Genomic DNA, 20,865 nt, shown 5'->3' with positions numbered 1-20,865 from the left:
CGCACCATGAAGATGCAAGTCCTCGCCCTCACCTTTCTCGCCACCGCCGCCGTCGGCGGCGTCGCCTGGGTTTTCCTCTATCCGCTGTTGTCCGGCGAGCGAAAGGCAGAGAACCGCCGCGCCTCCGTCGCGCGCGCCGAGCCGGTCGCGGCACGGCAGGCCGAGAAAAGCCAGCGCTCGCGCCGCGAGCAGGTCGAGAGCACGCTCAAGGATCTCGAGCAGCGTCGCCTTCAGGAAAAGAGCGTTCCGCTCAATGTGCGGCTGTCGCAGGCCGGGCTCGACTGGACGCCGCAGAAATTCTGGATCGTCTCGGCCGCGCTCGGCGGCGTGTTCTTCTTCCTCGCCATGTTCGTTGGCGGCGGATTGCTGGGGGCCGTGGGCCTTGCCTTCGCTGGCGGCTTCGGCCTGCCGCGCTGGATGCTGAGCTTCCTGAAGAAGCGCCGCGAGAACAAGTTCCTGGCAGCGCTCCCGGACGCCGTCGACGTCATCGTCCGCGGCATCAAGGCCGGCCTGCCGCTGTTCGAATCGATCAAGGTCGTCGCGGCCGATTCGCCGGAGCCGCTGCGCAGCGAATTTTTGGCGATCATCGAGACCCAGGCGATCGGCATGCCGCTGGGTGAGGCCTGCTCGCGTCTCTATGAGCGCATGCCGTTGCCGGAGGCGAACTTCTTCGGCATCGTCGTGTCGATCCAGCAGAAATCCGGCGGCAACCTCTCCGAGGCACTCGGCAACCTCTCCAAGGTGCTGCGCGACCGCAAGAAGATGAAGGAAAAGATCCAGGCGATGTCGATGGAGGCCAAGGCCTCGGCCGGCATCATCGGCTCGCTGCCGCCGATCGTGATGTTCCTCGTCTATCTCACGACCCCGCAATACATCTCGCTGCTGTGGACCCATCCCACCGGTCAGCTCATGCTGGTCGGCTGCGTCGTCTGGATGTCGATCGGCATCATGGTGATGAAGAAAATGATCAACTTCGATTTCTGACGGTGCCAGTATGGTCGATCTCCTCGTCACGAAACTGCACGACGTTCACTTCATGACGATGCTGCTGGCGGCGATCGCCGCCAGTGCCACCGTCTACACGCTGGTGATGCCGCTGTTCGCCGGCGAAGGTCTTGCCAAGCGCATGAAATCGGTGGCAAGCGAGCGCGAGCGCATCCGGCAGCGCGAGCGCGACCGGCTCGCCAAGTCCGAGAAGGTCTCGCTGCGACAGACGCCGAAGCAGCTCGTCTCCAGGGTGGTCGAGGACTTCAACCTCACCAAATGGCTGGCGCAGGAAGCCGCGCGCGAGAAGCTCGTGATGGCAGGCTATCGCGGCCAGGCGCCCTACATCACCTTCCTGTTCGCCCGCATGGTGACGCCGCTCGTGCTGTTCGTCGGCTCCATGCTCTACGTGTTCCTGATCGCGCATATGCAGCAGTCGCTGCCGATCAAGGTCGGTATCTGCGTCGGCGCCGCCTATCTCGGCCTCCAGGCGCCGATGCTGTTCCTGAAGAACGCGATCTCCAAGCGCCAGCTTTCGATCAAGCGCGCCTTTCCCGACGCGCTCGACCTGCTGCTGATCTGCATCGAGTCCGGCATGTCGGTCGAGATGGCGTTCCGGAAAGTCGCGACCGAGATCGTCGGCCAGTCGATCGCGCTCTCGGAGGAATTCACGCTGACCACGGCCGAGCTGTCCTACTTGCAGGACCGCAAGGTGGCCTATGAGAACCTGGCGCGGCGTACCGGCCTCGAAGGCGTCAAATCGGTCTGCCTCGCGCTCCAGCAGGCGGAGCGCTACGGCACCCCGCTCGGCCACTCCTTGCGCGTGATGGCGCAGGAAAACCGCGACATGCGCATGAACGAAGCCGAGAAGAAGGCCGCCGCGCTGCCGCCGAAGCTGACGGTGCCGATGATCCTGTTCTTCCTGCCGGTGCTGTTCGTCGTCATTCTCGGACCGACCGGCATCAAGGTCTCCGAGCTGCACTGACGGCTCGCGCGGGCCGCACACCGGCCCGCGTCGAACAAGCCCAGAACACTGTGAAATCAAATGCGAGCCGAGGCGTGCCTCGGCTCGCACCGATTCAACAAGAACTCGTCCGGCTTTGGCCAGCTATTCGGATTGGCTGAGGGAAGCGACCGGCACCGGCATGCGCTTGGTCTGACTGCGCGGTGCGTCGTTGCGGCTGAGCATTTCCTTGAGGTAGGCGACGTTGGCCGCGGCCTCGTCCGGCGGCAGGTCGGCCTTGACGATGGTCTCGGCTTCCGCGAAGCGTCCCTGCAGGCCCACCACCAGTGCAAGATTCTGCCGCACCCGCGCGCTGGCGCGTGGCGAGGCATAGGCCTGCCGGAGCGTCTCTTCCGCCCGCGGCAGCTCCTTCGTGAGCATGTAGGAGAGGCCGAGATTGGACAGGACGCCGGGATCGCCGGGCGTGATCTTCAGCGCGCTGACATAGTAGCGGCGCGCCTCCTCGTGCTTGCCCATCTGGTCGAGGCAGGTGCCCTGCACGGAGAGCAGGCGCCAGTCCGGATTGTCGGGCGAGTGCGCCTTCGACAGCACGTCGAAGGCCTGCTGGAAATTGCCGTTGTCGGCGAGCGCGCGGCCATAGAGCGCCAGAAGCGGCTTGTTGCCGGGATGGGCGATGGTTGCCTGCTCCAGCACCGCGGCGGCCTGCGCGCGCTGGCCGTTGGCGCGCAGCGCCTGGCCATAGGCGAGCGCGGCATCGGGATCCTTGGGATTGGCGCGGTAGCGCTCGCCATAGATGTCGGCGGCGCGGGCAGGATCTGCGGGCGCGGCGGCTTCTGCGCGCGGCGTCACCGAGCCCGTGATGTCGGCCATGGTCTGGCACCCGCCTAGGCTTGCGGCCAAGACCGCTACCAGCGAGCTGGACGCAAGAAGCCGGGCAACACAAAACCGCTGACGCATGACGCTTTGACTCTCGAGCCGTTTGATCGAGCCGAACGCGCCAGCAATAGACTGTTAACCCTAACGGCCGGTTAACGCGGGCCATGGCGCGCCGGCCGACGGCGCCGCGTCGAGGTCACTTCCGGGATTTGGTGTCGCCTCTTCGTAGCTGCGCGATCGAATCGCCGAAGGTGCCACGAGGCGCGGCTCAATATTCCATGGCCAGCCGCTTCCTGACCTCGTCGAGGCGCTTGTCGAGCGCGTCGAAGCGCGCATGGACCGCGCGGTCGTGGAGATAGAAAACGTAGCCGCCGGCGAGGAATGCGAAGATCCAGTGATGATGCTCGACATAGGCGAAGACCGCCTCGATGGCCTGGCCGAAAAACGCGACCACGCTCCACAGAAATTCCATTGCATTCCCTCCCGGCACGGCTCGCCTTGGACCCGCTCTTGGACCCGCAGGCACCGACGCCGCGGGCGCGTTTTGCCGGAACCTAGCATGGTGACGGCGAGGCGAGTAGCGGCTCGCGGGGGCGCGCCGGGGTGACGGCGAAGCCGATTGCAGGTGCCGCGAAACTCTGCAAAGTCTCTTGTCATCCAATCTGAACCATCTTGGGCCGGACCCGCCAATGCCTTCCGTATTCGAAACGTCGTCTGCCGCCGTTCCCATTACCTTCGTGACCAAATCGAGCTGGGACCAGGTCGCCGAGACGCTGTCGCCGCCGCAACGCCAGTTCGCAGCGGCCAACGGCTTTGCCGGAAAGCCGGGCGCATATCTCGCATTGCCCGCGCCGGACGGCGCGATCGCAGGGGTGCTGTTCGGCCTCGAGGACGAGGCCGCACGATCGCGCGACTTGTTCCGGGCAGGCAGCCTGCCGGGGCTGCTGCCGCCGGGCACCTATCGCTTCGCCAATGCGCCGCACGATACGCGCCTCGCCGCCCTCGCCTTTGCGCTCGGCAGCTACCGCTTTGCCCGTTACCGCAAGGCGGATGCGCCCGAGGTCAGGCTGGTGCCGCCCGACGGGGTCGACGCTGTTGAGATTTCGCGGATTGCGGAAGCTGCGTGTCTGGCGCGCGATCTCGTCAACACCCCCGCCAACGACATGGGGCCGGAGGAACTCGCGGCGGCCGCGCAGGCGCTTGCCGCCGAGTTCAGCGCAAGCTTTGGCTGCATCATCGGCGACGAATTGAAGGCGCAGAATTTTCCGCTGATCCATGCCGTCGGCATGGCCTCGACCCGCGCGCCGCGACTGATCGACATCACCTGGGGCAACCCTGCGCATCCCAAGGTCACGCTGGTCGGCAAGGGCGTCTGCTTCGATACCGGCGGGCTCGACCTGAAGCCGTCGAGCGGCATGCTGATCATGAAGAAGGACATGGGCGGTGCCGCCAACGTGCTGGCGCTCGCGCGCATGGTGATGGGCGCCAAGCTCAAGGTGCGGCTGCGCGTGCTGATCCCCGCCGTGGAGAATGCGGTCGCCGGCAACGCCTTCCGGCCGCTCGACATCTTCCCCTCGCGCAAGGGGATCACGGTCGAGATCGGCAACACCGATGCCGAGGGCCGCCTGGTGCTCGCTGACGCGCTGGCGCTGGCGGACGAGGAGAAGCCCGATCTGCTGATCGACCTGGGCACGCTGACCGGCGCGGCGCGCGTCGCGCTGGGGCCGGATTTACCGCCCTTTTATACTAATCCGCTGAGGTGGTGACTCACGGTGGGGCTTTCCAAATCAGCGGGTCGATGATTCAACATGGCAATTGGAGGGAGTTGCCATGGGCCAGCCGATTGCGGTTCGGACGGATTTGACGGCGGTTGAGGTGCGCCGGTTAGCGCGGCGGGCGAAGGACAGCGATCAGGTTCGGCGGCTTCTGGCGATTGCTGCGGTGCTCGATGGCGCCTCGCGCACGGAGGCCGCCAAGGTCGGCGGGATGGACCGGCAGACGCTACGCGACTGGGTGATCCGGTTCAACGAGCAAGGGCCGGATGGTTTGATCAATGTCCCCGCGCCAGGTGCGCCGGCGAAGCTCAACGAGGAGCATCGGGCGTTTCTGGCGCAGATCGTGGACGAAGGGCCGATCCCGGCCATCCATGGCGTGGTGCGCTGGCGGGCGTGTGACCTGATCATGCGGCTGCACGAGGAGTTTGGCATCTCGGTATCAGACGACACGGTCTATCGCGCCCTCAAGGACCTCGGCTTCTCACACGTCAGCGCCCGGCCGAGAGCTTACAAGCAGGATCCCGATGCGATCGAGGCATATAAAAAAACTTCCACTCCAGCGTGGAGGACATCCGCAGCAGCCTTGCGCCGGACACGCCGGTAGAGGTGTGGTTCCAGGATGAGATGCGGGTGGGCCAGAAGAATAAGCTCACCTATCGCTGGGCCAGAAAGGGATCGCGGCCGCGGGCAGCCCATGACCAGCGTACGCAATCGACGTACCTGTTCGGTGCCGTATGTCCTGAACTCGGAACTGGCGCCGCTCTGGTACTACCTTTCTGCAACACCGAAGCAATGCAGCTTCATCTCGATGAGATATCCACCAAGGTCAGCCATGGTGCCCACGCCATCATCATCCTCGATCAGGCTGGATGGCACGGAGCGAAGCAGCTGAGCGTTCCGCACAACATCTCGCTGCTGCCATTGCCGCCGCGTTCGCCCGAGCTGAACAGCCAGGAGAACATCTGGCAGTTCATGCGCCAAAATTGGCTGTCAAACCGCGTCTTCAAATCCTACGACGACATCGTCGACCACTGCTGTTACGCCTGGAACACCCTCATCGCGCAGCCGTGGAAGATCATGTCGATCGGGCTCCGCGATTGGGCTTACATCGGTCGATCATTATGAGGATTGGTATTACACCAATGATGAGACGCTTGCTGCCGACGTCGCGCGCTGCGCCGTCAGGGAGAACGATCCGTTGTGGCGCATGCCGCTATGGCCGGCTTACGATTCCTGGCTGGACTCCAAGACGGCCAATATTACCAACGCGCCATCGGGCACCTTCGCCGGCTCGATCACCTGCGCGCTGTTCCTGCAGCGTTTCGTCGAGCAGGCGAAGAGCTGGCTGCATATCGACATCTACGCCTGGACGCCATCGGCGAAACCCGCGCGACCCGAGGGCGGCGAATGCCAGGCCGCGCGCGCACTCTACCTACTGCTGAGCGAACGCTATGCATGACAAGCGGCTGACCCCGGCGCGCGGCGACATCGCGGCGAAATATCTCGAAGGCAAGGTGCAGGCGGAGCGCTTCGTCACCGGCGAGGAGTTCGAGGTGATCGAGGCGATCGCGCCGCTGCGCGAACAGCCGTCGTCGAACGCGATGCTGATGTCGGAGGCGCTGCGCGGCGAGCGCATCACGGTCTACGATCGCAACGGCGAAGGCTGGGCCTGGGGCCAGCTCGTAAGCGACGGCTATGTCGGCTGGATTCCCGATGCGGCGCTCGCCAAGCCCGCGGCTGCGCCAACACACAGGGTCGGCGCGCTCCGGACCTTTGCCTTTCCCGGCCCGTCGATCAAGCTGCCGCCATCCGAAACGCTCGTGATGGGGTCGAAGGTTGCCGTGACACGCGACGATGGCCCCTTCGCGATTACCCGCGAGGGACACTATCTGCCGAAGACGCACCTCGTCGCTCTCGACCACCGCGAGCCGGACTTCGTCACCGTGGCCGAGCGCTTCGTCGGCACGCCCTATCTCTGGGGCGGCAAGAGCTCACTGGGCATCGATTGCTCCGGGCTGGTCCAGGTTTCACTGACCGCCGCTGGCATCGGCTGCCCGCGCGACAGCGACATGCAACTGGCGGGTCTGGGACGAACCCTGGGGCTGCATGAGAGGACCAGGCTGCAACGCGGCGATCTGATCTTCTGGAAGGGCCATGTCGCGATCGTGCGCGACGGCAGCACCATGGTCCACGCCAACGCGCATCACATGGCGGCGGTGATCGAGGCGACCGAGCCCGCGATCGCGCGGATCAAGCAGGCCGGAAGCGAGGTCGTCGCGATCAAGCGGCTCTAACCCAGAGCGTCATTCCGGGGCACGCGCACCAACGCGCGAACCCGGAATGACAGCAACTACGTCGCCACCGCCCCATTCCCTGCCGTCTCCAGCCGGAACGCCGCCGCAAACAGCGCGCGCGTGTAATCTGTCTTCGGGTTCTTGAACAGCTCCGCCGCCTGCCCTTCCTCGACCACCTTGCCGCCGCGCATCACGATCAGATGGCTGGCGAGCGAGGCTACGACGCGAAGGTCATGCGAGATGAACATGTAGGTGAGATTGCGCTTGCGCTGCAATTCGCGCAGCAGATCGACCATCTGCGCCTGGAACAGCATGTCGAGCGCGCTGGTCGGCTCGTCCAGTACGACGAAATCGGGCTCGAGCACGATCGCGCGTGCGATGCTGATGCGCTGGCGCTGGCCGCCGGAAAATTCATGCGGATAGCGGAAGCGCGTCTCCGGATTGAGGCCCACATCCTCCAGCGCCTTGATGACGCGCGCCTCGCTGTCCTCGCGCGACAGTTTTGGCTGATGCACCGAGAGGCCCTCGCCGACGATATCGGCGACCGACATGCGCGGACTGAGCGAGCCGAACGGATCCTGGAACACGACCTGCATGTCGCGCCGGAACGGGCGCATCTCCTTGAAACGCAGGCCCTGGATGTCTTTCCCCAGGAAGACGATGCGGCCGTTCGACGAGATCAGACGCAACAGCGCCAGCCCGAGCGTGGTCTTGCCGGAGCCGGACTCGCCGACGACGCCGAGCGTTTCGCCCTTGCGCACGGCGACGCTGACGCCGTCGACCGCCTTGATGTGGCCGACGGTCTTGCGCAGGAAGCCGCGCTTGATCGGAAACCAGACTTTTAGCGCGTCCGCCGACATCACGACCGGCGCGTTCGGCTGCGGCGGCGCCGGATCCGGCCTCGGCTCGGCCGCGAGCAGGTCGCGCGTATAGGGATGCTTGGGACTGTTGAAGACCTGCTCGACCGGGCCCTGCTCGACGATCTTGCCGCCGTTCATCACGCAGACGGTGTCAGCGATGCGGCGCACGATGCCGAGGTCGTGGGTGATGAAGAGCAGGCTCATGCCGAGGCGCGAGCGGATCTCGGCGAGCAGCGCCAGGATCTGCGCCTGCACCGTGACGTCGAGCGCCGTGGTCGGCTCGTCCGCAATCAGGAGGTCGGGTTCGTTGGCGAGCGCCATCGCGATCATCACGCGCTGACGCTGGCCGCCGGAGAGCTGGTGCGGATAGCTCGCGAGCCGGGTCTCGGGATCTGGGATGCCGACCTGGGTGAGCAGCTCCAGCGTCCGCTTGCGCGCCAGCGCATTGCTGGTCGGATTGTGGAGCTGGATGATCTCGCCGATCTGCGCCTCGATCGTGTGTAACGGATTGAGCGAGGTCATCGGCTCCTGGAAGATGATCGAGATGTCGCTGCCGCGGATGCCGCGCATCTCCTGTTCCGAGAGGTTCAGGATCTCACGCCCCTTGAAGCGGATGCTTCCCGAGGGATGCGAGGCGTTCGGATAGGGCAGGAGCTTCATGACCGAGAGCGCGCTGACCGACTTGCCGGAGCCGGATTCGCCGACCAGCGCCACGCATTCGCCGCGCTTGATCTGGAACGACACCTTGTCGACGGCGAGCGTCGTGCCGCCGCCCTGGTGGAAGGCCACCGAGAGGTCGCGCACGCTGAGCAGGGGTTGGTTGATCGCGTCCATCGCTTACCTGAACGTCTTGCGCGGATCGAAGGCGTCGCGCACTGCTTCGCCGGTGAAGATCAGGAGCGACAGCATGATCGCGACGGCGAAGAAGCCGGAGAAGCCGAGCCACGGCGCCTGCACGTTGGCCTTGGCCTGCGCCAGCATCTCGCCGAGCGACGGCGAGCCGGGCGGCAGGCCGAAGCCGAGGAAGTCGAGGGCCGTCAGCGTCATCACCGACGAGGAGACTATGAACGGCAGGAACGTCATCGTCGCGACCATGGCGTTCGGCAGCAGGTGGCGGAACATGATCACGGCATTGGAGACCCCGAGCGCCCGCGCAGCCTGGATGTATTCGAAATTCCGCCCGCGCAAGAACTCCGCGCGCACGAGGCCGACCAGCGCCACCCAGTGAAACAGCACCATGATGCCGAGCAGGATGAAGAAGCCCGGCGGGAGCACCGCCGATATGATGAGCAGCAGATAGAGATAGGGTATGGCGTTCCATATCTCGATGAAGCGCTGGAACAACAGATCTATCCAGCCGCCGAAATAGCCCTGCACGCCGCCGGCGATGATGCCGATGACGGACGAAACGATGGTCAACGTCAGGCCGAACAGCACCGAGATGCGGAAGCCGTAGATCAGCCGCGCGACCACGTCGCGGCCCTGGTCGTCGGTGCCGAGCCAGTTGTATTCGAGATCACGGCAGCTCTTCAGGCCCTTCTTCTCCACCACCGGCTTGCATTGCGCCTCCGTCAGCATCCAGGTCGGCGGCGACGGCGCGGGCGTCGGCAGGTCGAGATTGTGGGTGTCGTAGGAATAGCGGATCAGCGGCCAGACGATCATGCCGCCCTTGTCCTTGATCAGCTTCTGCAAGTAGGGATCGCGATAGTCGGCCGCGGTCTCGAAATCACCGCCAAAGGTGGTCTCCGAATAGGTGACGAAGGCGGGCCAGTAGAGACGGCCGTCGAACTTGATCATGAAGGGACGGTCGTTGGCGATCAATTCGGCGAACAGCGAGACCACGAACAGGACCATGAAGATCCAGAACGACCAGTAGCCGCGCCGGTTCGCCTTGAAGTTCTGCCAGCGCCGCTGGTTGAGCGGCGACGGGGCGAACGCCTTGCGCGGCGCCGGCGCGACCTCGCCGACCGGCGATGTGGTCTTGGTCTCGATCGGTGTGGGCGCGGTGACCGACATCAGACCTCCCGCGCCTCGAAATCGATCCGGGGATCGATCCACATATAGGTCAGATCGGAGATCAGATTGACCACGAGACCCATCAGCGAAAAGATGTAGAGCGTGCCGAACACGACGGGATAATCACGGTTGAGAACGCTTTCGAAACCGAGCAGCCCGAGCCCGTCCAGCGAGAAGATGGTCTCGATCAGAAGCGAGCCGGAGAAGAAGGCGCTGATGAAGGCGCCGGGGAAGCCCGCGATCACGATCAACATGGCATTGCGGAAGATGTGGCCATAGAGCACCTGGCGCTCGCTACAGCCCTTGGCCCGCGCAGTCATGACGTATTGCTTGCGGATCTCGTCCAGGAACGAGTTCTTGGTGAGAAACGTCATGGTCGCAAACGCACCGAGCGCCATCGAGATCAGCGGCAAGGTCAGGTGCCAGAAATAGTCGAGGATCTTCCAGTACCAGGGGAATTGCGACCAGCCGTCGGACGTCAGCCCGCGCAGCGGGAACCAGTTGAAGAAGGAGCCGCCGGCAAACAGGATGATCAGGAGGATCGCGAACAGGAAGCCGGGAATCGCGTAGCCGAGCACGATCACCGCCGAGGTCCAGGTGTCGAACCGCGCACCGTCCTTGACCGCCTTGCGAATGCCGAGCGGGATCGAGATCAGATACGTTATCAGCGTCAGCCAGATGCCGAGCGAGATCGAGACCGGCAGTTTCTCCTTGATGAGCTGAATGACGCTGACGGTGCGGAAATAGCTGGTGCCGAAATCGAACCGCGCGAAATTCCAGACCATCATCAGGAAGCGCTCGGGCGCCGGCTTGTCGAAGCCGAACTGCTGCTCCAGTTTCTTGATGAACTCGGGATCGAGCCCCTGCGCGCCGCGGTATTTCGAGTTGACCGCGTCGGCGCCGGCGCCGAGCTGTCCCGGCGCGCGCTGCGCGAAGTCGCCGCCACCCGAGATACGCGAGGTGCCGCCGGTGTCGGCGCCGGAGAGCTGCGCGATCACGCGCTCGACCGGGCCGCCCGGCGCGAATTGCACCACGACGAAGGAAATGAAGAGGATCCCGAGCAGCGTCGGGATCATCAGGAGAATGCGGCGGGCGATATAGGCGCTCATGAGCTACTTCGCCTGATCGAGCTTGGCGGCCTTGGCGGCGTCGAACCACCACAGGGTCCGCTCGCCGACGTCGCTGGAATAATCGCTGAGCTGGTAGCGCGGCAACTTCTCCGGGTGATCGAACATGTCCCAATAGGCCAGCCGGTGGCTGGTGTTATTCCATTGCGGCACCCAATAGCGCCCAGCACGAAAGACGCGATCGATCGCGCGGCAGGCGACCGTCAGCTCATCGCGCGTATTGGCCGCCATCGCCTTCTCCACCAGCGCGTCGATCGCCGGACTGGCGACGCCTGCCAGATTATACGATCCCTTCGTCGCTGCGGCCTGTGCGGTAAAATAGGTGCGCAGGCTGTCACCGGGTGTCGGCGTCATGCTGATGCGTTCGACTGTAACGTCGAAATCGAAGGCTTCGACGCGCGCGCGATGCTGAACGGCATCGACGAGGCGCAAACTGGCCTCGATCCCCAGCGTGTTCAGGTTCTTGATGAAGGACGCGTGATGCGGCTGGAACGACGGCTCTTCGATCAGGAACTCGACAGTAAAGACATCGCCGTTCGGCAGGAGACGCTTGCCGTCCTTGACCGGAAGCTTTGCCTCCTGGAGCAACTGCTGTGCCTTGCGCAACAGCGTGCGGTCCTGGCCTGAGCCGTCCGTTACCGGTGGTACGTAGGGCTCGCCGAACACCTCGTCGGGGACCTGCCCCCGATAAGGCTCAAGCAGCTTCAATTCCTCGGCCGTGGGCATGCCCTGTGCAACGAGGTCCGAGTTCTGGAACGGCGAGATTGTGCGCGCATAGGCGCCGTACATGATGGTCTTGTTGGTCCACTCGAAATCGAACGCGCAGTTCATGGCGTCGCGAATCTTGACGTCCTTGAACTTGTCGCGCCGGGTGTTGATGAACCAGCCTTGGCCACCCGACGGCGTGCGGTCCGGCACCTGTTCGCGCTTGACGCGGCCGTCCTTGACGGCGGGGAAATCGTAGCGCGTCGCCCAGATGCGTGAGGTGAATTCCTCGCGGTAAAGATAGTTCTTGCCGGTAAAGCCCTCGAACGCAACGTCCCGATCGCGGTAGAACTCGTAGCGCACGATGTCGAAATTGTTGCAGCCGCGGCAAACGGGAAGATCGGCCGCCCACCAATCCTTCACCCGCTCGAACTCGATGTAGCGGTTGATCTCGAATCTCCCGACCTTGTAGGGGCCAGACCCCAGCGGAACGTCGGTCGACGATTCGTCGAACGGCCGCGTCGCGTAATAGGCCTTCGAAAAGATCGGTAGGCCCGCCGCATAAAGCGGCACGTCGCGCGCGCGCTTCTCTGCAAAATTCACCACCACCGTGACGTCATCGAGCGCTTCGGCGCCTTTGACGTCGCGCATCTGCAACTGGATCAGCGGATGGCCCTTCTCCTTCAGCGTATTGATGGAGAAGGCGACGTCATGCGCGGTCAGCTTCGAGCCGTCGTGGAACCGCGCCTCGGGCCGGATCCTATAGCGATAGGCGAGCTTGTCGGGCGAGATCTGCACCGATTTGGCGGCATAGCCGTACATCGCGTCGGGCTCGTCGCCGGCATGCGCCATCAGCGAAACGAAGGTCAGGTCCATACCTTGCGCGCCCTCGCCCTTGAGGATGAAGGCGTTGAGCGAGCTGAACGTGAAATAGGATTGGTTGTAGGCGCGCACAGCCGGAATCAGCGAGAACGTGCCGCCCTTCGGCGCATCGACATTGACGTAGTCGAAATGGTGGAAGTCGGACGGATATTTGAGATCGCCGAACGCTGAGATGCCGTGCATCTCGGCCGGCATCTCCGATGCCGCCGCACGGCGCAGCCAGGACGGACCGAGCGATGCGCTTAAGGCACCGCCAGCGCCTACGGCCAGCACATGCCGACGTGAAAGCTGCGCCATGCGAACAATGTCCTTCACGACTTCTTTGCGATCCGCGCCGCCTTGTCTGCGTCGTACCACCAGATGAAGGGAAAACCGGACTGGCCGTATTTGGGCAATTCCGCTGGCCGGCCGAAACGATCCCACCGCGCCGTGCGCACCTTCGAATACGTCCACTGCGGCACGACATAGTGATTCCACAGGAGGACACGATCCAGCGCCTTAGTGGCGGCGACGAGATCGTCGCGGCTTTTCGCGAAGATCACCCCTTCGATCAACTTGTCGATGGCGGGATTCTTGATTCCGGCAATGTTGCGGGAACCAGCCGCGTCGGCGGCCTTGGAACCCCAGGCTTCGCGCTGCTCGTTGCCGGGAGACTGCGACTCTCCCCAAGAGTTGGTGACGATGTCGAAATCCCAATCGCGAAGCCTGTTCTCGTATTGGATCGGGTCGACGGTTCGCACGGTGACCGCGATGCCCAGCCGCTCCAACGACGGCTTGTAGAACAGGGTAACCCGTTCGAAGGCCGGATCCTGGCTCAACAATTCGAGGGCGAGCTGTGAGCCGGTCCTGGTATCAATCAGCTTGCGATCACGCACTTCGTAGCCGGCCTCTTTCAGCAGACGCAGCGCCTCACGCAGATTGTCGCGCACTGATTCCGGGCTGCCGCCAACCGGGTTGGTGTAGGGGGTCGTGAAGACCTCGGGCGGAACTTCGCCGCGCAAGGGTTCAAGAATCTCGAGTTCCTTCCCCTGCGGCAGTCCGGTAGCCATCAGGTCCTCAATGCCATCGAAATAGCTGCCGATGCGCTTGTACTGACCATAGAAAATCTGCTTGTTCATCTCCTCGAAGTCGAACGCGTAATTGAGCGCCCGTCGCACCCGGGGATCGCTGAACTTGGCGCGGCGCAGATTCGGCACAAATGCCTGCATCACGCCTGAGCTGCGATTGGGGAATTCTTCCAGGATCACGCGCTTTTCGGACACGGCGGGGAAATCATAAGCAGTGGCCCAGTTCTTCGCGCTGTTTTCAGTGCGCCAGTCCACCTGGTCGGCCTTGAAGGCCTCGATCGCCACGGTCGCGTCCCGGAAGAACTCGTAGCGCAATTCATCGAAATTATTACGCCCGACATTGACGTTGATATCGCGCGCCCAATAGTCCCTCACCCGCTCCAATACGACGCTACGGCCGGCGACGGACTCCTTGATCTTGTAGGCACTGGAGCCTAGCGGAATCTCGAGCGTCGTCGCGGTGACGTCGCGCTTTCTGCCTTGCGCGTCGGCCCCCTCCCACCAGTGCTTCGGGAGAATAACGAGCTGTCCAACGATTTGCGGCAGTTCGCGATTGCCGGGCGCATCGAAGGTGAACTTGATGTCGTGATCACCGATCTTTTCGGCACTTACAACATGCCGGTAATAGGCCGCATAGAACGGATGGTTCTTCTTCAGCACATCGAGCGAAAAGATCACATCCTCTGGGGTGACCGGTTGTCCGTCGTGCCACTTTGCCTGCGGACGCAATCGATAGACAACGAATGAAAAATCGTCGGGGTGGCTGACGGCTTGGGCCAGCAATCCATACTCGGTCGATACCTCATCCAACGAGCTCGTCGTCAGCGTGTCGTAGATGAGAGGAACAGGCACTGCGAGCGAGCCTTTCACACCCGAGACCACATAATTGAAGTTATCGAAGGTCCCGATCGCAATCTGCCGAACCACGCCGCCCTTCGGCGCCTCCGGATTGACATAGTCGAACCGCTTGAAATCGGCCGGGTACTTGACGTTCCCAAACAGGGAGAGACCATGGCGCCAGGGGAGTTCACCGGCCGATTGCGCCTGCGCGGCACCGATGATCGGAACACCCGCGGCGGAGCCGAAGGCGGGAAGCGCAGCAGTCGCAGCGCCGGCTAGCAGAAGATCGCGTCGGGTGATGGCCAAATGAACGTCCCTGTCTTGAAGGAGGTTACCCCTTTAAGGCCCCAATATACGGCAAGGTTTCGACCGATTATGTTGCTTTTTCCTCATCTTGGAAGCCCAAGGGGGTGGTTCGCTGCGGCGAAACGCCCCGATAACAACGCTGCGAGGCGGCCAAGCGGTAGATAAGGAAACGGCCAGGCTTTTCGAGCCTGGCCGCTGTGTCAGCTTAATCTTTTGGCGATCTTTACTTCGCCGCGGTCGGCAGCGGCTTCGGGCTATCGGCCAGGCTGTTCAGATAGGCGATGACGTCGGCGCGCTCGGAATCCTTCGGAATGCCGGCAAAACCCATCGCGGTGCCCGAGATAAAGCCCTTCGGGTTGGTGATGAACTTGTTGAGATCGTCGATGGTCCACTCGCCGCCCTTGGCCTTCATCGCGGCCGAGTAGTTGAAGCCAGCCTCCGAGGCGCGGGCGCGGCCGACGACGCCATAGAGGTTCGGGCCGACGCGATTCGGGCCGCCCTTCTCGAAGGTGTGGCAGGCGCCGCACTTCTTGGCGGCAGAGGCGCCCTTCTCGACGGAGGCGGTCTGGAGCAGCTTCTCGATCGGCTCCGACGGCGCCGCCGCAGCGCCGCCCTCGGCGCCATGGCCGGCCTCTTCCTTCACGGCGATCTCGAAACCGGGCTTCTCCGGCGGTTTCGCAGCAAACAGCGACTGGGCGGTGAAGCTCGTCACCAGGACAACGAGGCAGGTGCCGAGGATGGCACCGAGGATCTTGTTGAGTTCGAAAGAGTCCATTTCCGGCCAGGCCCCACACCGCAAGAAGGATAAAGCGGCCCAAGCGGCCGCCAGGACGTGCCTCGGGAGAATCAAATGTTCCTTATCGTTCCCCCGAGTTTTGACATTGAGATATCGGTTTGCCCGTGGTCTGGCAACCCGTATAAACGGCCCCGCTTTCCTCCCATCCCCACCCCATTTTTCGGTGCGGAAAACGCCCGTTTCCAGGCCCTTGACCCCATGACCGACCCCCGCATTCTAGTGCTGATCCCAGCCCGCATGGCGGCCACTCGCCTGCCCGGCAAGCCGCTGAAGGACATCGCCGGGCAGCCGATGATCGTGCACGTGCTGCGGCGCGCGGAAGCTGCCGCCATCGGGCGGGTTGCGGTGGCAACCGATACGCAGGAGATCGCCGATGTGGTCACCGCGCATGGCGGCGTCGCCGTGCTGACCCGGCCCGAGCATCCGTCGGGGTCGGACCGCATCCATGAGGCCATGCAGAAGCTCGATCCGCAAGGCACAGCCGAGATCGTGGTCAATCTCCAGGGCGATTTCCCGACGATCTCAACCGAAAACATCCGCGACGTGCTGCCTCCGCTCGCCGACCCCGCCGTCGACATCGCGACGCTGGCCTCGCAAATCCATACCGAGGAGGAGGACCTCGCCCCCAGCGTGGTGAAGGCGGTGGGGACCTCGCTCGGGGGTAGGCGGATGCGCGCGCTGTATTTTACCCGCGCCACCGCCCCCACCGGAGACGGACCGCGTTACCACCATATCGGCCTCTACGCCTACCGCCGCGCGGCGCTGGAGCGGTTCGTCTCGCTGCCGCCCTCGCCGCTGGAATTGCAGGAGAAGCTGGAGCAGCTCCGGGCGCTCGAGGCCGGCATGCGCATCGACTTCACCATCGTCGATACCGTCCCCCGCGGCGTCGACACTGCGGCGGACCTCGAGACCGCCCGCAGCATCCTTTCCAAATCCTGAGCCGCTGTTACAAGGCCCGACATGAGCAAGATGAAAATCGCATTCCAGGGCGAGCCTGGGGCCAATTCCCACATCGCCATCGACGAGGCCTTTCCCAACGCCGAGCCGATGCCGTGCGCGACCTTCGAGGATGCGCTGTCGGCGATCTCCTCGGGCGAGGCCGATCTCGGCATGATCCCGATCGAGAATTCGGTGGCGGGGCGCGTTGCCGACATCCACCATCTGTTGCCGGCCTCCGGCCTCTTCATCATCGGCGAGTGGTTTCTGCCGATCCGGCATCAATTGATGGCGGTGAAGGGCACCAGGCTCGAAGACATCAAGAGCGTGGAGAGCCATGTGCATGCGCTCGGCCAGTGCCGGCGCATGATCCGCAAGCTCGGCGTCAAGCCGATCGTGGCCGCCGACACCGCCGGCAGCGCGCGCGACATTTCCGAGCGCAAGGACAAGAGCGTCGCCGCGATCGCCTCGCGGCTTGCCGCAAAGATCTACGGCCTCGACATTCTGGCCGAGGACATCGAGGACGAGGCCCACAACACCACACGTTTCGTGGTGCTGGCGCGCGAGGCGAAATGGGCCGAGCAGGGTTCGGGGCCGCTGGTCACCTCTTTTGTATTCCGGGTGCGCAACCTGCCTGCGGCGCTCTACAAGGCGCTCGGCGGCTTTGCCACCAACGGCGTCAACATGACCAAGCTCGAGAGCTACATGGTCGACGGCAATTTCTTCGCCACGCAGTTTTACGCCGATGTCGACGGCCATCCCGACGACAAGGGGCTCGCCTTCGCGCTCGAGGAGCTGAAATTCTTCTCGCGAGAATTCCGCATCGTCGGCGTCTATCCCGGCCATCCCTTCCGCGCGACGTTCAGCGAGAAGATGGATTAATCGCGTGTCCCGGACGCGCGAAGCGCGAGCCGGCAACTGTTATGTCGGCGCGGTCTGCAGGTAGGGCTTCCTGTCGCGCATCATGGCGTTGAGGACGGTTAGGAGCTTCCTGGCGACGGCAATGAGAGCGAGCTTGGCTGGTTTGCCGGCCTGTCGCAGTCGTGCGTAGAAGGCCTTGAACGGATCGGCCCGGCGAACCGCGTTGAGGGCAGCCATGTAGAGGGCGTCACGAACGCGCTTTCGACCGCCGGCGATCTTGCGTTTGCCACGGAAGGCGCCGCTGTCGACGTTGAAGGGGGCAAGGCCCGCGAGTGCCGCGATCTGTTTTGCACCAACACGTCCGAGTTCCGGCATCTTCGCGATGAGCTGCATGCAAGCCACGGGACCCACACCCGGCAGCGAGCGCATCAACTTTGCATCGTCCGCGATCTCCGGCTCGGCCTTGGTCAGCGCCTTGATGTCGGCTTCGATCTCGGCAACCTCGTCGTCGAGAACCTCGATAAGGCGGCTGATCCGTTCGGCCATGGCGCGGTCGTCAGCCTCGCTGCGCCGGTTCTTCTCCTGTGCGCGCATGAGAACCAGCTGATCCCGCCGTTTTGCAAGCCTCGACAAGGCGTTGCGGGCGGGATTGGCGGCCTGCTCAGTTGCCGGCTGCATGACCCGGCCAAAGGCCGCCAGCATCCGTGCATCGATCGGGTCGGTTTTGGCAAGTTGGCCGCTGGCCCGCGCAAAATCGCGAGCTCGAGCCGGATTGATCCGGGCGAAGCGGACACCGGCCTGATCCAGGGCCTCGCGAAGCGCGAGGTCATAGGTACCCGTGGCCTCGAAGACGATCAGCGCATCGCATCGCCAACGCGTCACCTGCTGTGTGATGGCCTGTGCCGCGTTGGCGATGCGCCTGGGCACACCGTCAGCTTCATCAAAGATATCGAGATGTTTTTTGGAGACGTCGATTCCGACGTAACGAAGGGGTATGATCACGGTGCCTGTCCCTGTGATGCGAGGTCTGTTGCCGCAGCCTCGTGCAACTGTTCAGGTTGGTAATGGAACGGGCGGGAGGCCGAGCCGGCTCACGGCGTCAAGCGCCAAGGACCCAACGGCTTCCCGCCCAACCCATCCTGACAGACTTCAAAGACACAGGGACCCACACGGTTATGGGCCCCGGCTCTGCAGCGCATCATTGCATGCTGCGCTGCGTCCGGGGCACGATAGCTTCTACGCTGCCTGTTCTTCCGTAAGCCCGAACGCATCCGCCAGCAGCGAATACGACTTCTTCCGCGCGTCGTGGTCATACACGGCCGTGATCACCATCAATTCGTCCGGCTTGCTCGCGTCGAGCAGCGGCTTGAGCTTCTGCTGCACGGTCGCCGGGCTCCCGACGAACAGGCGCGAGCGGTTGCGGGCGATCGAGGCGCGCTCGGCGTCCGAGTAGGGATAGGCGAGCGCCTCGTCCACGCTCGGCAGCGGCAAATATTGGCCGCGATCGCGGCGCAGGCGATTGAGATCGAAGGACGAGGCGAGCTTTTCCGCCTCCTCGTCGGTACCCGCCGTGACGACTGCCACCGCGAGGATCGCGTGCGGCGTCGCACGCCAGGCGGACGGCTGGAAACGATTGCGATAATGCACCATCGCGTCGATCGCATCATGGCTCGCAAAATGATGCGCGAAGGCGAAGCCCATGCCGACCTGGGCTGCCAGTTCCGACGAATAATCGCTGGAGCCGAGCAGCCAGATCGGCGGCAAGGGCGTGTCGTCGGGCATTGCCACGACGTTGTTATAGGGATGGCCTGAGGGGAATTCGCGGGTCTCCCACAGGATCAGCTCGTGCAGCCGCTCCAGGAAATCGTCGCCCTCACGGCGGTCGAGCCGGCTCCTGAGTGCGTACGCCGTGGCACCGTCGGTGCCGGGCGCGCGGCCGAGGCCGAGATCGATACGGCCGGGGAACAACGCCTCCAGCATCTTGAAGCGTTCGGCCACCACCAGCGGCGCGTGGTTGGGCAGCATCACGCCGCCGGAGCCGACGCGGATGTGCTTCGTCACCGCCGCGATCTGCCCGATCATGACATCGGGCGCCGGGCTCGCGACGGAAGCGAGGTTGTGGTGCTCGGCAAGCCAGTAACGGACATAGCCGAGCTGATCGACATGGCGCGCCAGATCGATGCTGTTGCGCAAGGCCGCCGCCGGCTTCGTGCCGGACGTGACGACGGAGAGATCGAGGACTGAGAGCGGGATCATGGCCGGTTCAAGGTAGTGCGCAGCAGCGGGGCGGCAATGGCCCGATGGAGCAGAGCTGACGTGTGCTGGGGGCGAGACGGCCGGAGATTTGGCTGGAGGTCAGTGGGATTCTGTAAGCCACCATCACCTTCTTTTCACATTGCCCAACCCAATTTTTAGCGGTCAGCAAATCCAAAATATTAATTAACATATTGATATTATATACATTAATAGCATAAATAAACTTCCCACCGAAATCGCTTAAGGCACAGAAATACAGATCTCTATGACGATAGTGGGCCATTTCCCATCGCCGATGGGCTGTCGGGAAGGCCCCATTTGGCTTATCTTACCGCCTCCCAAGCTAAATCTGCCGCAGTTGCGAAGAGACCTGAAGTGAGTGGTGCCATGACCGAGCCGACGACGCCTGCCCGTAACGGGCAAGACAATGGGCAAGACGGGCACCTCGCCAGGCGTCCGGCGATCTCGTTCGAGTTCTTTCCGCCCAAGACCGAGGAGATGGAGAAGAACCTGTGGGAGACCATCAACCGCCTCGCGCCGCTCGAGCCGAAATTCGTCTCGGTGACCTATGGCGCGGGCGGCTCGACCCGTGAGCGCACCCACGCCACCATCGCGCGCATCCTGAAGGAGACCTCGCTGCTGCCGGCCGCGCACCTGACCTGCGTCGGCGCCTCGCGCGGCGAGATCGACGAGATCGTCGACCGCTACCACGAGGTCGGCGTCCGCCACATCGTCGGCTTGCGCGGCGATCCGCCCGGCGGCATCGGCACGCCCTACGCCACCCATCCAGACGGCTACCAGGGTTCGGCCGAACTCGTCGCCGGCATCAAGAAGCGCCATGCCGACATCGAAGTGTCGGTATCCGCCTATCCGGAGAAGCATCCCGAAGCGCGTGACTTCGACGCCGACATCGACACGCTGAAGGCCAAGGTCGATGCGGGCGCGACGCGCGCGATCACCCAGGTGTTCTTCGATAACGACCTCTACTTCCGCTATCTCGACCGCGTCCGCGCGCGCGGCATCGAGATTCCGGTCGTGCCGGGCATCATGCCCATGCACAATTTCAAGCAGGCCCGCAATTTCGTCACCCGCGCCGGCACGAGCGTGCCGAACTGGCTTGCGGAGAAGTTCGATGGGCTCGACGACGATCCTGAGACGCGCAAGCTCGTCGCAGCGACGGTAGCCGCCGGACAGGTGCACAAGCTTGCGAAGCACGGCGTCGACACCTTCCATTTCTACACCATGAACCGCGCCGATCTCGTGTTCGCGATCAGCCATTTGCTCGGCATCCGCGCCAAGAGCGCGCAGAAGGCGGCGTAA

Annotated in this window: 18 protein-coding genes and 2 pseudogenes; 9 read left to right on the top strand and 11 right to left on the bottom strand. The window is 63.7% G+C overall.

Annotation, left to right across the window (positions count from 1 at the left end):
• Positions 1-6 precede the first annotated feature (6 nt).
• A complete protein-coding gene (locus NLM33_RS34310; RefSeq protein WP_254102969.1) occupies positions 7-984 on the top strand; it encodes a type II secretion system F family protein in 978 nt (325 codons plus the stop codon).
• A gap of 10 nt (positions 985-994) precedes the next feature.
• Positions 995-1,969, top strand: a complete 975-nt coding sequence (locus NLM33_RS34305) for a type II secretion system F family protein (protein WP_254102968.1) — start codon at positions 995-997, stop codon at positions 1,967-1,969.
• A 123-nt stretch (positions 1,970-2,092) separates the two neighbouring features.
• Here the strand turns inward: NLM33_RS34305 and NLM33_RS34300 are convergent, their stop codons facing one another.
• On the bottom strand, positions 2,093-2,905 hold the full coding sequence (locus NLM33_RS34300) for a tetratricopeptide repeat protein (protein ID WP_254102967.1): 813 nt from the start codon (positions 2,903-2,905) through the stop codon (positions 2,093-2,095).
• Between the two features lie 187 nt (positions 2,906-3,092).
• Complete coding sequence (locus NLM33_RS34295) at positions 3,093-3,296, bottom strand: hypothetical protein (RefSeq protein WP_254102966.1); 204 nt, start codon at positions 3,294-3,296, stop codon at positions 3,093-3,095.
• Positions 3,297-3,513: 217 nt separating this feature from the next.
• Between NLM33_RS34295 and NLM33_RS34290 the strand changes: the two are divergent.
• The 4 genes and pseudogenes from NLM33_RS34290 to NLM33_RS34275 all read left to right on the top strand — a co-directional run.
• Positions 3,514-4,575, top strand: a pseudogene (locus tag NLM33_RS34290) (M17 family metallopeptidase); the annotation flags it as partial.
• A 79-nt stretch (positions 4,576-4,654) separates the two neighbouring features.
• A protein-coding gene (locus NLM33_RS34285; protein WP_254096555.1) for an IS630 family transposase occupies positions 4,655-5,724 on the top strand; the annotation gives its coding sequence in 2 pieces (ribosomal slippage) (positions 4,655-5,141 and positions 5,141-5,724; 1,071 coding nt in all).
• Positions 5,725-5,731: 7 nt separating this feature from the next.
• A pseudogene (locus NLM33_RS34280) lies at positions 5,732-6,058 on the top strand (leucyl aminopeptidase family protein); the annotation flags it as partial.
• Positions 6,051-6,893: an NlpC/P60 family protein gene (locus NLM33_RS34275; RefSeq protein ID WP_254102965.1), complete on the top strand. Its 843-nt coding sequence runs from the start codon at positions 6,051-6,053 to the stop codon at positions 6,891-6,893. The pseudogene NLM33_RS34280 and the gene NLM33_RS34275, both read left to right, overlap by 8 nt.
• A gap of 56 nt (positions 6,894-6,949) precedes the next feature.
• Here NLM33_RS34275 and NLM33_RS34270 read toward each other — a convergent pair whose 3' ends face one another.
• The 6 genes from NLM33_RS34270 to NLM33_RS34245 all read right to left on the bottom strand — a co-directional run bounded on the left by NLM33_RS34270 (position 6,950) and on the right by NLM33_RS34245 (position 15,471).
• On the bottom strand, positions 6,950-8,587 hold the full coding sequence (locus NLM33_RS34270) for an ABC transporter ATP-binding protein (protein WP_254102964.1): 1,638 nt from the start codon (positions 8,585-8,587) through the stop codon (positions 6,950-6,952).
• A gap of 3 nt (positions 8,588-8,590) precedes the next feature.
• A complete protein-coding gene (locus tag NLM33_RS34265) occupies positions 8,591-9,769 on the bottom strand; it encodes an ABC transporter permease (protein WP_254102963.1) in 1,179 nt (392 codons plus the stop codon).
• Complete coding sequence (locus NLM33_RS34260; RefSeq protein WP_254102962.1) at positions 9,769-10,878, bottom strand: microcin C ABC transporter permease YejB; 1,110 nt, start codon at positions 10,876-10,878, stop codon at positions 9,769-9,771. The genes NLM33_RS34265 and NLM33_RS34260 overlap by 1 nt, the downstream gene beginning before the upstream one ends.
• A gap of 3 nt (positions 10,879-10,881) precedes the next feature.
• Positions 10,882-12,780, bottom strand: coding sequence for an extracellular solute-binding protein (locus NLM33_RS34255; protein WP_254102961.1), 1,899 nt, complete (start codon positions 12,778-12,780; stop codon positions 10,882-10,884).
• Positions 12,781-12,794: 14 nt separating this feature from the next.
• Positions 12,795-14,696 (bottom strand): extracellular solute-binding protein, encoded by a 1,902-nt coding sequence (locus NLM33_RS34250; RefSeq protein ID WP_254102960.1) that lies wholly within the window; start codon positions 14,694-14,696, stop codon positions 12,795-12,797.
• A 223-nt stretch (positions 14,697-14,919) separates the two neighbouring features.
• Positions 14,920-15,471 carry a cytochrome c family protein gene (locus NLM33_RS34245; RefSeq protein WP_254102959.1) on the bottom strand — a complete coding sequence of 184 codons (552 nt, stop codon included), beginning with the start codon at positions 15,469-15,471 and terminating at the stop codon, positions 14,920-14,922.
• 219 nt (positions 15,472-15,690) lie between these two features.
• Between NLM33_RS34245 and NLM33_RS34240 the strand changes: the two genes are divergently transcribed.
• Positions 15,691-16,431, top strand: a complete 741-nt coding sequence (locus NLM33_RS34240; RefSeq protein WP_254106040.1) for a 3-deoxy-manno-octulosonate cytidylyltransferase — start codon at positions 15,691-15,693, stop codon at positions 16,429-16,431.
• Between the two features lie 21 nt (positions 16,432-16,452).
• The gene (locus NLM33_RS34235; protein WP_254102958.1) at positions 16,453-17,310 is read left to right on the top strand and encodes a prephenate dehydratase; all 858 of its coding nucleotides are present in this window, start codon (positions 16,453-16,455) and stop codon (positions 17,308-17,310) included.
• A gap of 39 nt (positions 17,311-17,349) precedes the next feature.
• Here NLM33_RS34235 and NLM33_RS34230 read toward each other — a convergent pair whose 3' ends face one another.
• The 3 genes from NLM33_RS34230 to NLM33_RS34220 all read right to left on the bottom strand — a co-directional run bounded on the left by NLM33_RS34230 (position 17,350) and on the right by NLM33_RS34220 (position 19,828).
• Entirely contained in the window at positions 17,350-18,291 is a 942-nt protein-coding gene (locus tag NLM33_RS34230; protein WP_254098909.1) for a transposase, read from the bottom strand.
• A 234-nt stretch (positions 18,292-18,525) separates the two neighbouring features.
• Positions 18,526-19,545 carry an LLM class flavin-dependent oxidoreductase gene (locus NLM33_RS34225; protein WP_254102957.1) on the bottom strand — a complete coding sequence of 340 codons (1,020 nt, stop codon included), beginning with the start codon at positions 19,543-19,545 and terminating at the stop codon, positions 18,526-18,528.
• Between the two features lie 7 nt (positions 19,546-19,552).
• The gene (locus tag NLM33_RS34220; RefSeq protein ID WP_254102956.1) at positions 19,553-19,828 is read right to left on the bottom strand and encodes a hypothetical protein; all 276 of its coding nucleotides are present in this window, start codon (positions 19,826-19,828) and stop codon (positions 19,553-19,555) included.
• Between the two features lie 104 nt (positions 19,829-19,932).
• Here NLM33_RS34220 and metF point away from each other — a divergent pair, with 104 nt between their 5' ends.
• Positions 19,933-20,865 carry a methylenetetrahydrofolate reductase [NAD(P)H] gene (gene metF / locus NLM33_RS34215; protein WP_254102955.1) on the top strand — a complete coding sequence of 311 codons (933 nt, stop codon included), beginning with the start codon at positions 19,933-19,935 and terminating at the stop codon, positions 20,863-20,865.

Origin of the sequence: Bradyrhizobium sp. CCGUVB1N3, from assembly GCF_024199925.1 — a bacterium.
Lineage (GTDB): Bacteria > Pseudomonadota > Alphaproteobacteria > Rhizobiales > Xanthobacteraceae > Bradyrhizobium.
Note: the sequence above shows the minus strand (reverse complement) of the source record. Positions and strands in the feature narration are given on the sequence as shown.